At 38.5% G+C, this 13,610-nt stretch carries 12 protein-coding genes and 1 pseudogene; 8 read left to right on the forward strand and 5 right to left on the reverse strand.

Annotated features, from left to right (window positions below; genetic code table 11):
• Positions 1-156 precede the first annotated feature (156 nt).
• Complete coding sequence (locus tag KTH84_RS13425) at positions 157-1,041, forward strand: energy transducer TonB (protein ID WP_262473556.1); 885 nt, start codon at positions 157-159, stop codon at positions 1,039-1,041.
• Positions 1,042-1,142: 101 nt separating this feature from the next.
• Here KTH84_RS13425 and ybeY read toward each other — a convergent pair whose 3' ends face one another.
• From ybeY to miaB, 3 genes are all read right to left on the reverse strand, one after another.
• Positions 1,143-1,625 carry an rRNA maturation RNase YbeY gene (ybeY, locus tag KTH84_RS13430; RefSeq protein ID WP_133971680.1) on the reverse strand — a complete coding sequence of 161 codons (483 nt, stop codon included), beginning with the start codon at positions 1,623-1,625 and terminating at the stop codon, positions 1,143-1,145.
• 278 nt (positions 1,626-1,903) lie between these two features.
• A complete protein-coding gene (locus tag KTH84_RS13435) occupies positions 1,904-2,992 on the reverse strand; it encodes a PhoH family protein (RefSeq protein WP_016140133.1) in 1,089 nt (362 codons plus the stop codon).
• Positions 2,993-3,029: 37 nt separating this feature from the next.
• A complete protein-coding gene (gene miaB / locus KTH84_RS13440; RefSeq protein ID WP_262473559.1) occupies positions 3,030-4,481 on the reverse strand; it encodes a tRNA (N6-isopentenyl adenosine(37)-C2)-methylthiotransferase MiaB in 1,452 nt (483 codons plus the stop codon).
• 287 nt (positions 4,482-4,768) lie between these two features.
• Between miaB and KTH84_RS13445 the strand changes: the two genes are divergently transcribed.
• The 4 genes from KTH84_RS13445 (at position 4,769) to KTH84_RS13460 (ending at position 9,050) form a co-directional block, all read left to right on the forward strand.
• The gene (locus KTH84_RS13445) at positions 4,769-6,712 is read left to right on the forward strand and encodes a lytic transglycosylase domain-containing protein (protein ID WP_262473560.1); all 1,944 of its coding nucleotides are present in this window, start codon (positions 4,769-4,771) and stop codon (positions 6,710-6,712) included.
• Positions 6,713-6,768: 56 nt separating this feature from the next.
• Positions 6,769-7,431 carry a ribonuclease T2 family protein gene (locus KTH84_RS13450; protein WP_042895121.1) on the forward strand — a complete coding sequence of 221 codons (663 nt, stop codon included), beginning with the start codon at positions 6,769-6,771 and terminating at the stop codon, positions 7,429-7,431.
• A 210-nt stretch (positions 7,432-7,641) separates the two neighbouring features.
• Complete coding sequence (locus KTH84_RS13455) at positions 7,642-8,628, forward strand: malate dehydrogenase (RefSeq protein ID WP_003653591.1); 987 nt, start codon at positions 7,642-7,644, stop codon at positions 8,626-8,628.
• A 176-nt stretch (positions 8,629-8,804) separates the two neighbouring features.
• Positions 8,805-9,050: a DUF2789 family protein gene (locus KTH84_RS13460; RefSeq protein WP_002119522.1), complete on the forward strand. Its 246-nt coding sequence runs from the start codon at positions 8,805-8,807 to the stop codon at positions 9,048-9,050.
• 62 nt (positions 9,051-9,112) lie between these two features.
• On the opposite strand, the gene KTH84_RS13465 is transcribed toward KTH84_RS13460, so the two are convergent.
• Both KTH84_RS13465 and KTH84_RS13470 read right to left on the reverse strand, forming a co-directional pair.
• Positions 9,113-9,640: a hypothetical protein gene (locus KTH84_RS13465; protein WP_042895112.1), complete on the reverse strand. Its 528-nt coding sequence runs from the start codon at positions 9,638-9,640 to the stop codon at positions 9,113-9,115.
• A 67-nt stretch (positions 9,641-9,707) separates the two neighbouring features.
• A complete protein-coding gene (locus KTH84_RS13470; RefSeq protein WP_262473563.1) occupies positions 9,708-10,313 on the reverse strand; it encodes a 2OG-Fe(II) oxygenase in 606 nt (201 codons plus the stop codon).
• A gap of 117 nt (positions 10,314-10,430) precedes the next feature.
• Between KTH84_RS13470 and KTH84_RS13475 the strand changes: the two genes are divergently transcribed.
• The 3 genes and pseudogenes from KTH84_RS13475 (at position 10,431) to KTH84_RS13485 (ending at position 13,267) form a co-directional block, all read left to right on the forward strand.
• A complete protein-coding gene (locus tag KTH84_RS13475) occupies positions 10,431-11,288 on the forward strand; it encodes a 23S rRNA (adenine(2030)-N(6))-methyltransferase RlmJ (RefSeq protein ID WP_075431058.1) in 858 nt (285 codons plus the stop codon).
• Between the two features lie 41 nt (positions 11,289-11,329).
• Complete coding sequence (gene pssA, locus KTH84_RS13480) at positions 11,330-12,163, forward strand: CDP-diacylglycerol--serine O-phosphatidyltransferase (RefSeq protein WP_133971690.1); 834 nt, start codon at positions 11,330-11,332, stop codon at positions 12,161-12,163.
• A gap of 17 nt (positions 12,164-12,180) precedes the next feature.
• Positions 12,181-13,267, forward strand: a pseudogene (locus tag KTH84_RS13485) (DUF6670 family protein).
• Positions 13,268-13,610 lie beyond the last annotated feature (343 nt).

Raw genomic sequence — 13,610 nt, forward strand, 5'->3', positions numbered from 1 at the left:
CAGTGTAACAAATTTAATTGATACATTTTGACAAAATGAAAATGGATAAAACTCGATATTTGAAGTGAATCACACTTTTATCCAAATTTGAATATTAGTTTATATTTTATTCGGTATTAAACCGTGGGGAAAAGGCATGTATATGCTTTTAAAATTATGTTGAATAAACGAAGTCTATCCATAGAGCCTTTTTACCATTGGTGGCAAGATCGAGTCTTTATTGCTGCGACAATATTGGCAATCTTACTGCATATTTTTGTGTTGCTCATTCATTTTGCGATGCCTAGCCCATCAGAGCAATCGACTAAAGAGATTGCAATTTCAATTCGATCAAGCAATGAGCCGGTTCAGCAGGCAGACTTTTTGGCACAAGCGGACCAGCAAGGTTCGGGCACATTTCGTGAAGCCCACCGCACCTCTAGCGATACACCAAATCCTATGCCTAATGATACTTCAACTGGAGATGCACAGTTAGAAAGTTTGCAAAAGGTTCAGCAACAAAGAGAGCTTAAATTTGAAGAAAAAGTCTTAATGACTATTTTGAGTTGGCAAAAACAAGCTGATGCAAGTCAAAGAAAAAAACAATTAGAACAATTACAAAGTCAATTTCAGGCAAAAGCTGCGATGGTTGCGAGCCTTGAAGCACAATATTTGCAACGTAGACAAGATTTCAGCCGCCAGCAAAAAATAAAAACAGTAGATGGAATTCAGGCGAAGAAAGATGCCTCGGCTGCTTATTTAGATAAGTTCCGTGAAAAAGTGGAATTGTATGGTAATCGCTATTATCCAGAAGAAGCCAAATTGCAACAGTTGAAAGGCGAAGTTCGTTTAATGGTTATTTTAAATGCTCAAGGTGGAATTCGCGCAATCCGGTTACTTGAGAGTTCGGGGTATTCGGTATTGGATGAAGCTGCAAAATCTTCAGTACGTCGTGGCGCACCATTTGGACATTTTGATACCAATATGAAAGATATTTCTGAATTACGTATTGTGCGTACTTGGCGTTTTGATCCGGCTCAAGCAGAATTTGAAGTGCATTAATAAAAAATGTGGATAAGTTTTAGCTTATCCACATTGATTTGAGTTAATTAGACAAAATCTCACTTGAAGGTAGACGATATTTTTCATCTAATTAGAAGTGGTTAGATCTGTTCTTGGTAGGGATTGTCTATATTCAGCTTTGCTAGAATTTCAACTTCAAGCCCTTCCATTTCTTCAGCTTCTTCGTCACTCGTTTCGTGGTCATAACCGAGTAAATGCAAAACACCGTGTACTAATAGATGTGCAAAGTGTTCTTGAGCTGTTTTCTTTTGTTCAATTGCTTCTTGCAATACAACTGGAATACAAATGACTAAGTCACCCAGAGGAAAGGCATCAAGCATTGGTAAAACTTCTTCGGGAATATCACTTGGAAAAGATAAAACATTGGTCGGTTTATCTTTCTCTCGATATTGCAGATTAAGTTGTTGGCTTTCTGCTAAATCGACACAAGCAACGCCAATTTCGCAATCTTCTTTATAACCAACGTGGCGTAAAGTTGTCTCAATAATTTTTTTGAGTTGAGCTCGTTTGAGCTCTAACTCAGGTAATTGAAGGTCTTGCTGTAAACTTAAACTGATTTTCAAAATGAATCCTTAGGGTCTGTTGAACATTCACAGATGATTGCGACATCGAGTGTTTTTTAGATGATACTAGGCGTGGACTATGAAATTTAGTTATTCTAAATGAATAGTTCACAACGACGTAGCAGCAAGAAACACTCTTGTCCCGAAGGGTTGTGGCTAAAATTATCTCAGACTACGTTATGAAACTTGGAAAGGGGGCTCGCCATTCCCTACATTTCATGCCTTGCCTGCTCAATTTTAGCCGACAACGCAATCCAATTTTGAATATTCAACAAACCCTAGGCATCCTGATGTTGCAAGTCTGCTGCTGTATCGTTCTCAGCGACTAATGCTTCTTGACGTGCTTTGCGTTCAGCACGAGCTTCAGCATTAAGACGATGTTGTTCTCCATCCCAACCTTCATACGCTTCAACAATTTTTTGAACCAGTTGATGACGTACAACATCGCGGGAATGGAAACGGGTAATATGAATTTCGGTAATATTTTCGAGTACGCGAAGAGCGTGTGCCAAACCAGATTGTTGACCTTTAGGTAAATCGACTTGAGTAATGTCACCTGTAATGACTGCACGAGAGCCAAAACCTAAACGGGTCAAGAACATTTTCATTTGTTCAGGTGTTGTGTTTTGAGCTTCATCCAAAATGACAAATGAATGGTTAAGTGTACGACCACGCATATATGCAAGAGGCGCAACTTCAATTACTTGACGCTCGATTAACTTGGCAACTTTTTCAAAGCCAAGCATTTCGTAAAGGGCATCGTAAAGAGGGCGTAAGTATGGGTCAATTTTCTGGGTTAAATCACCAGGTAAGAAACCCAGCTTTTCTCCAGCTTCTACAGCAGGACGTACAAGTAAAATCCGCTGGATTTCGTTACGTTCTAGCATATCTACGGCGGCGGCAACTGCTAAATAGGTTTTACCTGTACCCGCAGGGCCTACACCAAAAGAAATATCGCTTTGTAAAATACGTTGTACATAACGTTTTTGATTGGCACCACGTGGATTAATGCGGCCTTTTCGGGTCTGGAAATAGACATCAAGCGGCGCATCATGCTCATCCATTTCATCACCAACCAACTCAAAATTGCGTTCAGTTTGTGAAGACTGAATGAGGAGGTGTAATAGATCGGCACTGATTTGCTGGGATACTTCGGACTCTTCGTAGAGTCGTTGCAATAAAGCTTCGGCTCTCCCAACAGCATCTATTTCACCATCTATGTGAAAAACATCTCCACGATGAGTAATTTTGACATCTAAACGCTGTTCAATTTGCTTCAGGTGCCCATTATAGGCACCTAGAATGCTCTTTAAACGTTCCATTGAAATTTCAGGAAATGTTACGGTACGTCGAATCGCTGCAGTCAAGAGAAAACCTTTCAGTAGACTTTAGAATACCTCTACATTACGCCACGTCAGGTTCAAGATTCAAGAGTTCACCGTAAACAAAATTTAAAGTTTTAATTTCAGTAATCTCGATCTCTGCAAAACGGCCAACCCAAGTTGCATCACCCACAAAAGTGACTAGACGTGTATTGTCAGCAGTACCAATTAAAATATTAGGGTCTTGATCAGATACTTTTTCAATAAGTACACGTTCAATTTTGCCTAACATGGCATCTGTTTTTTCAATACTAGACTGTTTAATTACTTTTTGAACTTGAGCTAAACGTTCTTTTTTAACTTGCTCAGGTGTGGTGTCTGGCAAGTCTGATGCTGGCGTACCAGGGCGTTTTGAATAAACAAAACTATAGGAGTGATCAAAGTCTAAGTCTTTGATAAATTGCAATGTTTCTGCGAAATTTTCATCGGTTTCACCTGGGAAGCCAATAATAAAGTCACTTGATAAATGCATATCTGGACGAATTTTGCGTAGCTTCGCAATTTTATCAATATAGACATCAATCGTGTGATTTCGCTTCATTGCCTTTAAAACATCATTCGAACCACTTTGTACCGGCAAGTGTAAATGTGACACCATTTGAGGTAAATCTTCATAACACTGAATAAGCTCATCAGAGAACTCAAGTGGGTGCGATGTTGTATAGCGTAAGCGTCCAATACCCGGAATTTCTGCAACGAGTCGTAACAATTCAGGGAATGTACAGATGCCACCTTCAAAGGTTTCACCGCGGTAACCATTTACATTTTGACCAAGAAGTGAAATTTCACGGACACCTTTTTCAGCAAGCCCTGCAATTTCTGCAAGTACATCATCTAAAGGTCGAGAAACTTCTTCACCGCGTGTATATGGAACTACACAGAAAGAACAGTATTTAGAACAGCCTTCCATAATAGAAACAAATGCTTTAAAGCCTTCTACACGTGGTTCTGGCAAAAAGTCGAACTTTTCAATGTCTGGGAAAGAAATATCAATCAGTTTGATTTTATCTTTTTTGGGTTTTTCTACTTGAGCATTATGTTGATCAAGCATTTGCGGTAAACGGTGTAATGTTTGAGGGCCAAAAATCATGTCGACATAAGGCGCACGTTTTTGAATATTGTCACCTTCTTGAGAGGCAACACATCCACCGACACCAATCACAAGATCAGGATTTTTGTCTTTTAGTTTGCGCCAGCGCCCTAATTCACTAAATACTTTTTCCTGTGCTTTTTCACGAATAGAGCACGTATTCATGAGCAGGATGTCTGCTTCAGTAGGGTTGCTCGTTAAAATGTAACCGTGAGAGTCCCCTAAAAGGTCTGCCATACGGTGACTGTCATACTCATTCATCTGACACCCTTGAGTTTCAATATAAAGTTTTTTTATTGAAACATCAGTGGTGTGCGTTGGCTGGGTAACAGTGTTTTCTGAGGCAGCTTTGGCACCATTGGGAATGAAGGTTTGAACCGTCATGCAGGCTCCTAACAGATCGATCTAAAAAAGAATAAATTTGCCCAAAATGGGTCAAACCATTCATTATAGCAGTATTTGGACCGAACCGATAACAGTAAACCTTCAGAACATGACACGGTTTTTTTGAAGTAAATTACGTAAATTTTAATGATGTTGAATCAGAGAGTTACATAACACAACAAAAGAAAGCATGAAGACTAATTAAACTATGCTCTGAAGGTGAATAGTCAGGGTTTAACACATTTATGAGACCAAGTAGAAAGAGCTCATCCATCCATAGTCATGTAATGAAAAATAAATATATGCATCGTAGCTGGTTAGGAGCTATGTGTTTACTTGGTTGTTCATTTACCTATGCTGCCGAAGAGCAGTTTAATGATGCATTGAACGCTGCAAATAGTGGCAATACCGCACTATTAGACCAATATCAGCTTGCCATGCAAAATGATGTATTAGGGTACTATCCGGAATATTGGAAACTTAATACCAATCTTGGCTTTCAACCTTCAGCTTCGATTGTAAGTTTTGCTCAACGTTACCCTCAATCAGCAATGGCTGAGAAATTAGCAGCCGATTATGTTGAAGAAAAAGTTAAACAAGCTGACTTCGCATCTGCACAACCTTTACTATCTTATGTAACTAACCCAGATCAGGCCGAAAATTGCGCATTGGCACAGGTGAGAGCAAGAACTGGTGATGCATTAGTTTTTGCTGAATATAAAGATGTGTGGCTTGCAACCGAGTCACAACCAGAATCTTGTATCGGATTAGGACGCATGATGTTGTCTAGTCCGTTAATGAGTGCACAAGATAAACAACAGCGTCTTTGGGTGCAATTACGTTCTGGCTTAACAGGACAAGCTTTGGCAACTGCACAGACTTTGGGTATGAATTTGTCTTTGGCTCAGCTCAATCAAATTCAGGCTAATCCACTCAATTATTTGTGGACTGCACCTAAAACAAATGATACAGACTATGCTTATTTGATTTTTGCATTAGGTCGTTTGGCTAATAATGACTTAAGCAACGCTTTTGCGAATGTCCAACGTGTCGCTCAAGGTACACCAGAGAATATACAAAAGTATTTATATCGAACCGTGGCTTATATTGGTGGCACCACGGTCATGAAAAATAATTTCAATCGTGAAGTTCTTCAATATTTTGATGCAAGTTATGGTTATCCTCTAAGTCCAGAAGAAGCTGAAATTTATGCGCGTCAGGCAATTCGATTTGGTGCGTGGGAAAGTTTAATCCGTGCCATTGATGCTATGACCGTGACACAAAAACAAGAAGATCGCTGGCAATATTGGCTCGCTCGTGCAACTGAGCAGCGCAGTGATAGTGGTTCGAAAAATACTGCACAACGTATTTATAAAAAATTGGCTGAAAGTGGTGATGACTATCACAACCTTTTAGCAAAAGATCGTTTGGGTGAACGTTATAATCATCAGCCTTACGATGATCAGCCCACTTCAAGTGATTTAAGACGTTTAGATCAGAATGTTCACTTTAATCGTGCTTTTACTTTAAGACGTATTAATGCAAATCCAACCTATACTAACCGAGAATGGAACTGGGCAGTTCGACAAGCTTATCTTCAACATGATGATGGTGTGTTGTTAGCTGCGGCAAAGCGTGCTCATGACATGGGGTGGTATGACCGTGCAATTTATGCAGCAGATCGTACAACAAATAAACATAATGATACGTATCGCTATGTGACGCCGCATAAGACTAATGTTGTAAGTCATAGTTACAATGCAGGAATTGATCCAGCGTGGGCGTATGGTTTAATGCGACAAGAAAGCCGATTTGTTACCTCCGCGCGTTCTCATGTTGGAGCGGGTGGGCTTATGCAAATTATGCCTGATACGGCGAAGTTGATTGCACGTCAAATGGGTGAAACCTATAATCCAGCGGCATTAAATGAAATGAATACCAATATTCGATATGGTACATTTTATTTGTCGATGATTCAGGGACAATTAAGCAATAATCCAGTTTTGGCAACGGCAGGTTATAATGCTGGGCCTAATCGGGCAAGACGTTGGCAACCGGACTATCAATCAATTCCGGCTGACCAATATACAGAGACAATTCCATTGTTAGAAACCAGAGACTATGTCAAGCATGTTATGACGAATGCAACACATTACGGTGTAATATTGGGGCAAGGGGCTCAATCGTTATCACAACGTATGAAAGTCATTCCAATGCGTACATCGCCTTAAGTTTAGGTGGTTGATGATGGATCTTCTTTTAATTGGCATATTCAAGTTTTAATTAAATGAAATATAGATATTTGGAACTTCGTTCAATTTTGCAACTTGCATGGTGGCTTATCTGTGCAGGGGTAGGATTGATGAGTTCCGTTTTGCATGCCGAACCTGTTAATTTACAGGGGTATGTTATGCATGTACAAATGACACCTGCCGCATGTGCGTTAGATCCCTCTAAACAAAAACAACGTAAATGTCTTGAAGGATATTCATTGACAATTACAGGCCTGATGCCAGAAACAAATCAAACTGATTGTTCAACAGAAAGTTCGGCCTCTCTTTCTCCATTACAAGCTAAAGTCGTAGCTCGGGTTATGCCTGACAATAATGCGCGTGTACAGCTTTGGAAAAGTGTAGGGGGGTGCGTTCCTATGAATGCCAGTCAATATTTCCGGACAGTCATTAACTTTGCTGAACGTTTAAAAATTCCAGCTAGCCTTACAAGTTCGACGAATGTTGAAATACAACAGTCAGCCTTAAAACAGCAATTTACTCGTCTTAATCCGAGCCTTCCGCAAAATGGCATTCGTTTGACTTGTCAGTTGTCGCGTTCAGATGTTGTTTTAACGGAAGTGAAGGTGTGTTACACAGTAAAAGGCCAATATAAACAATGTGCAAATCATGTGGTATCGAATTGCCCAGGTGAAATCACGATTAAAGGTAGTTACTAAAGAAGATGATCATTTCGTAAAAAATGCTGACCATGCATTGAATCTTTTTGTAAATATTAATTTGTATTTTCTATCAGACTTTTGGTGAAAATGAGTCGCTTTTACATGCATCTGCCACATCTTTAGAGTACAATCTTTGCCGTTTATGATGATTTAGTTAGATGGAATTCCTATTTAGCTAGATTAAGGACATTCATTGGAGACAATTACATGAAGCAACCCGTTCGTGTTGCCGTGACTGGCGCTGCAGGTCAAATTGGTTACAGCTTATTATTCCGTATCGCAAGCGGTGAAATGTTAGGTAAAGATCAACCTGTTATTTTACAATTGCTTGAAGTTCCAGTTGAAAAAGCTCAACAAGCGCTTAAAGGCGTAATGATGGAACTTGATGACTGTGCTTTCCCTTTATTGGCTGGCATGATCGGGACTGATGATCCGAAAGTTGCATTTAAAGATGCTGACTACGCTTTATTGGTAGGTTCTCGTCCACGTGGTCCTGGTATGGAACGTGCTGACTTGTTAAAAGTTAACGGTGAAATTTTCATCGGTCAAGGTCAAGCATTAAACGAAGTTGCTAGTCGTGACGTTAAAGTATTAGTTGTAGGTAACCCTGCAAACACTAACGCTTACATCGCTATGAACTCTGCTCCAGACCTTCCAGCGAAAAACTTCACTGCTATGTTGCGTCTTGATCACAACCGTGCGTTGACTCAAGTTGCTCAAAAAGCTGGTGTTGCAGTTGCTGATATCGAACACTTAACTGTTTGGGGTAACCATTCTCCAACAATGTATGCTGATTACCGTTTTGCAACTGCAAATGGTGAAAGCTTAAAAGACAAAATCAACGATGCGGCATGGAACAAAGATGTGTTCCTTCCAACTGTTGGTAAACGTGGTGCTGCGATTATCGAAGCACGTGGTTTGTCTTCTGCTGCTTCTGCTGCTAACGCTGCAATTGACCATATGCGCGACTGGGCACTTGGTACAAACGGCAAATGGGTAACTATGGGTATTCCATCTGATGGTTCTTATGGTATTCCAGAAGGCGTAATGTTCGGTTTCCCTGTAACAACTGAGAATGGTGAATATAAAATCGTTCAAGGTTTAGAAATTGATGAATTCAGCCGTGAACGTATTAACTTTACGTTAAATGAGCTTGAAGAAGAACGTGCAGCGATTGCTGATATGTTGAAATAATTTATCTTTTTGATAAGTTAAAAAAAGCACTCTTTTTAGGGTGCTTTTTTATATTTAATCATTTGACATGAAACACAAAAAGCAACAAGAAGATATAGACACTATCATGCAAGTAAAAACGTTTTATTGTTAGATTAATTAATAGATGATTTAAAAGAAGTTATAGGAGAATAACAATGTTTGAACAGCAACCTACTTTAGAGCTTTTATTTGATCAACTGGGTTTAGATTCAGATGAGGCAAGTATCGAAAACTTTATCAAAACACACCAATTGCCAGCCGAACAGAAATTACATGAAGCCTCTTTTTGGTCAAAAGGCCAAAGTGATTTTTTAAAGAGTCATTGGGAAAAAGATGATGAGTGGATTGTAGTTATTGATGAGCTTAATGAACAACTACATGAAGACAGTGTGAAAAAATAAGCTCATAAAAAAAGGCCTGTTTTACACTCAATGTATAAAACAGGCCTAATTCCATTAAGTGTTTAATGTGTCTTTATTTTTAATTGATCTTTATACCATGGCTCATGACGTATAAGGTCAAATGCAGGTTGACCATGAAGCAATTCAAGATCACATGCACTCGTTGATAAATATTTAGTTAACCAATGTCGTGTTAATGCTGACTCTTGTCGAGCAGCTGACGCATAAGCCAAGAAGAAATATATATCTGCATGTTCATAGTGGGCTAATGGCTTCAAAATTTGTTGAGTAATTAGAGCAAAACGTTTTTCTTTATTTAATTCAAAATAAAGCATATACGCCTTAGCTAAATGTAAAGATAAATTAAGGTATAAGCTCAATGGCATTTCTTCATATTCCATACGAGCTTGTTCAAGCAAAACAATCGCTTCTTGTAAAAAATGAAGTTGTTCTGAACGAACATGACTTAATATTACAAGTTGCAAACGTAAATCGGCACGCTCCAAAGCAAGTTCAGGCGTATTTTCAGTCAAATAAAGTTGATCTGTTTCACCAATTCTGTTCACAATCGTTTTACTTTCAATAGACATACGCCGTAGTCCTTCTTGTTCAATAGCATTTATATCGGGTTTATTTACTAAATTTAAAGAGTAGCCTTTACACCCAAATTGAATTTCCGCTACGAAGCCAAGCTGTGATGGAGAGCCTTTGTTGTTTAGAGGGTAATACTTCATGCAATAAATTACTTTGAAATATCACAAGTCGATTGGGTTCCGGGGTAACGATATGCCATTTCTCATTTTTATCTTGCAGTCGTAATTGACCGCCCCAATTTTCTTGCCATTCTGGATGTAAATAATAAACGGTTGAGATAATACGATCATTTTTTTGTTGAGGATTGTCTCGGTGTAAAGCATAAAACTCACCCAAGTTATAATGGGCAAAATGAGCTTCGACCTCTTTGATTCCTAAATAAAATGCTTGATTTAGATTTTGTGAAAAAGAAGTTAAGGTTTTAATATGCTGTTGAGCAATAGGAAGTTGCTCATTAATCCAGAGAATATGATCGCTACGAATATTGCTCACCACGCCGTTTTGAATACCAGCTTCTCTAAATTCATCAAGATGATGACAGCACTCTTTGGCAACTTGAGCGCGATATTGATCCGAATAAGCTTGATTAACAATAGCAAAGCCATGCGTATTTAAATCATCTAGAATTTGATCCAGATCCCATGAGTCTGGAAGCAGGTGAGAGAACATATAACCTCGAGTAGATCGTAAAAATATCAAGCAGCCTTATTTTAGATGATCACAACCTTACGAAAGAATATTTTTTTCATGTTAAACTATTTGTTGAATTGAGGAATTAAAGTCAACATGAATTACCGTCACCATTTCCATGCGGGCAACTTTGCAGATGTTATGAAGCATGTGCTTTTGCTACAGCTTCTCAACCGCTTAAATGCTAAAGATAAACCTTATCGTTATATCGATACGCATGGAGGTGCAGGAAAATATAATTTATCTCTGGCACCTTCACAAAAGTCTGGAGAGTTTCTTACAGGCATTCATCGATTAGTTCAGATATCTGACATGGAAAAGCGTCAGGCACCTGAAGCAATCCAGCAATATTTGAAGTTAGTAGAAGAACTACGCTCTCAAGAAGGTAAAGGAAGTTATCCAGGATCACCATGGTTTGCTTTGCAAGGTATGCGTGAGATTGATAAAGCAACCGTTTTTGAAATGCAGCGCGATGTTTTTGAGCAATTGCGACATAACATTTATGATAAACGTGCAGGTTTACATGAGCGTGATGCATACGAAGGCTTGCTCGGCGTTATTCCACCGAAAGAAAAACGTGGTTTGGTCATGATTGACCCGCCTTACGAATTAGAGCGTAAAGACTTTCCGCAATTAGTTGAACTTTTACAACAAGCTTATAAAAAATGGCCAACAGGTGTTTTTGCAGTTTGGTATCCGATTAAAGACCGACCGATGATTGAGCGTTTTGAAAAGAAAATGTTTAAAACGGGGATTCGTCGTCAATTAATCTGTGAAATTTGTGTATGGCCAGACGATACACCTGTAGGTTTAAATGGTTGTGGTCTATTGGTTATTAACCCACCTTGGCAGTTCTCTGAACAAGCTGACCAAGCTTTACAATGGCTATTCCCGCATTTACGCATGCAAGACATTGGTGGTCATGCGGCAGTACGCTGGTTAGTGGGTGAGTAACAATTAACTTAAATCAATGCACATGTTTGGAATAGAAAATAATGACAAATGCGCCTAAACCAGAGCAAGATTTAACTCATAATGAACATTCATTTGATGGGATTACGTTCGAAGTGGTTGAAGAAGAAGATAATCCGGAAGGACAAAAAGTGAAGCGCCGAGGAATTTATCTTTGGCCTAACTTAATTACGACGGCCGCTTTGTTGTCTGGTTTCTATTCCATCATTGCAAGTATGAATGGTGAGTTTACCCAAGCGATTTATGCCATTTTTATTGCAGCATTACTCGATGGCTTAGATGGCCGAGTTGCTCGAGCTATTGGTGCACAAAGTGCTTTTGGTGAACAATATGACTCTCTTTCCGACTTGTTAGCTTTTGGTGTAGCTCCTGCAATGCTGATGTATAGCTGGAGTTTGCATGATTTAGGACGTATTGGACTCGCATGTTGTTTTGTTTATACAGCTTGCGCAGCTTTCCGTTTAGCGCGCTTCAATGTCCAAATTGGTGTAGTTGATAAGCGTTATTTTATTGGCATAGCAAGTCCACTTGCTGCCATTATCATTATTTCACTTGTATGGGTCGCTCGCGATTACCCTTTCATTTTTGATTTACGTGATATTGCGATTAAAACCATTAATGCTGTTCTTATGGTTGTTGTGGGATTACTCATGATCTCCAATATCAAATATTACTCTTTCAAACAAATGGACCGTAAAAGAGTTCCTTTTGTAGTTATGTTGCCAGTAGTACTGATTTTTGCAGCAATCACTTATAATATTCCAATGGGCATTTTGACCGTTTCAATAATCTATGCTCTATCTGGTTTTGTTACGACATTATTTGCACGCAAGAGTAACGAAACAATAAAAACATAAAATAGAAGAGGTTCGGTATGCCTATGTTGATGAATCAAATTAATCAATTACAGCAGCTGGGCCTTAATGCCAAAGAGGGGGTTGTCTATCAACCTTCTCGCGGCTTCTTTAAAATTGTTTATCAAGGTTTAATCCTTCCAAATCTACCGGCTCCACTGCGCTATTTTAATTACATTAGTCTGGTTGGACAGCCGCGCATTCCTCTTTGCTATAACACTCACTCAATTACGACTTCGGCAATCGATACTGCAACTGTACTTGTAAGTAATAGCCAACATAGTGTGGGACATTTAAAAACTTATTCTATTCGGCGGCAATGCCAGTTTGACTCAAAACAATATCAGTTTGATAAAACAGATTTGATTGAGTGGAAAATCCCAAAGATCCATCTTCAGCGATTAGACCTAGAAATGGGCTGTAATCTTACTATTCAGATTTCAGAAAATATCTCTAATACTTCTGCATTGCAGTGGGGGATTTCTGACTATTGGTCAACACTATGTTTATGTGAAGGGGAAGTTTTTTATAAAGGACAAAAGTATCAAGTTGAAGGATTAGGAAGGTTTAAACACGCAAGAGCTCTACATTTACCGTTTTTGTCTTTATGTTTTTATACATGCCAAATTATTAATTTAAATGAAACGACTCAGCTTACATTTTCACAAATAAGAAATCAGTGGAATATCATTTTATGTTCAAGATTAGATATTCAAGAATTTGGTAAGCCTGTTGAAAGCTTTACTGAAGATGTAAATTTACATATCCATCGCGTTTATCCAAAAGTTAAAACACCGAATGGTAAAGAGATGTATTTGCCCAGAGAGTTTTCTTGGCAATGTAAGAAAAATGGAAAAATTATTTTTGAACTTTATGCACAAAGCCGTGGCGACTACAAGTTTGGATTAGCTGCTGGATATGTTGGAAGCTTCCAATATCAATTAAGTTGGAATGAACAATGTCTACAAGGTGAAGGTGGATATTGTGAATATATTGATTGTCGTCCACTTAGATGGCAGGAAAAGAATCAAGACGAGAAAATTTTAGATAAATTGATGCTTTTACAGCCATGTTTATATAAAAAATGACTATTTTTATCATTTTTGATTAAAAAGTGAACTGTTGTTGCAGTAATATTAAAAAAGGGGTTGCCAAGGTAATTAAATGGTCTATAATGCACATCCATCGGCGGTGATGCAGATAGAAACTTGTTGAAAAACAGTTACTTGGAATTGAGTAGATTGCTTTAAGTGATAGATTTGATAAGAAGTTGGTTTTGGAAATAAGTTTTAAAAATATCGAAATTACCTGTTGACTTTTAAGAGATTAAGAGTAATATAGCCGACCTAGCTTGCTGGTGACGAACCAGTAAGAAGATCATTAAGAGATTATGAAGAACAACTTGTGTGGATTTTTACTGATTGATTGATCGAAATATTATCATTGATTG

The organism is Acinetobacter sp. WU_MDCI_Abxb74 (genome assembly GCF_025513915.1).
In the GTDB taxonomy this organism is placed as follows: Bacteria; Pseudomonadota; Gammaproteobacteria; order Pseudomonadales; family Moraxellaceae; genus Acinetobacter; species Acinetobacter calcoaceticus_C.

Coding starts and splice junctions, on each gene's coding strand:
- KTH84_RS13425 (WP_262473556.1), top strand. CDS start 157: ATGTTGAATAAACGAAGTCTATCCATAGAGCCTTTTTACCATTGGTGG.
- miaB (WP_262473559.1), bottom strand. CDS start 4,481: ATGACGGTTCAAACCTTCATTCCCAATGGTGCCAAAGCTGCCTCAGAA.
- KTH84_RS13445 (WP_262473560.1), top strand. CDS start 4,769: ATGAAAAATAAATATATGCATCGTAGCTGGTTAGGAGCTATGTGTTTA.
- KTH84_RS13450 (WP_042895121.1), top strand. CDS start 6,769: ATGAAATATAGATATTTGGAACTTCGTTCAATTTTGCAACTTGCATGG.
- KTH84_RS13455 (WP_003653591.1), top strand. CDS start 7,642: ATGAAGCAACCCGTTCGTGTTGCCGTGACTGGCGCTGCAGGTCAAATT.
- KTH84_RS13460 (WP_002119522.1), top strand. CDS start 8,805: ATGTTTGAACAGCAACCTACTTTAGAGCTTTTATTTGATCAACTGGGT.
- KTH84_RS13465 (WP_042895112.1), bottom strand. CDS start 9,640: ATGTCTATTGAAAGTAAAACGATTGTGAACAGAATTGGTGAAACAGAT.
- KTH84_RS13470 (WP_262473563.1), bottom strand. CDS start 10,313: ATGTTCTCTCACCTGCTTCCAGACTCATGGGATCTGGATCAAATTCTA.
- KTH84_RS13475 (WP_075431058.1), top strand. CDS start 10,431: ATGAATTACCGTCACCATTTCCATGCGGGCAACTTTGCAGATGTTATG.
- pssA (WP_133971690.1), top strand. CDS start 11,330: ATGACAAATGCGCCTAAACCAGAGCAAGATTTAACTCATAATGAACAT.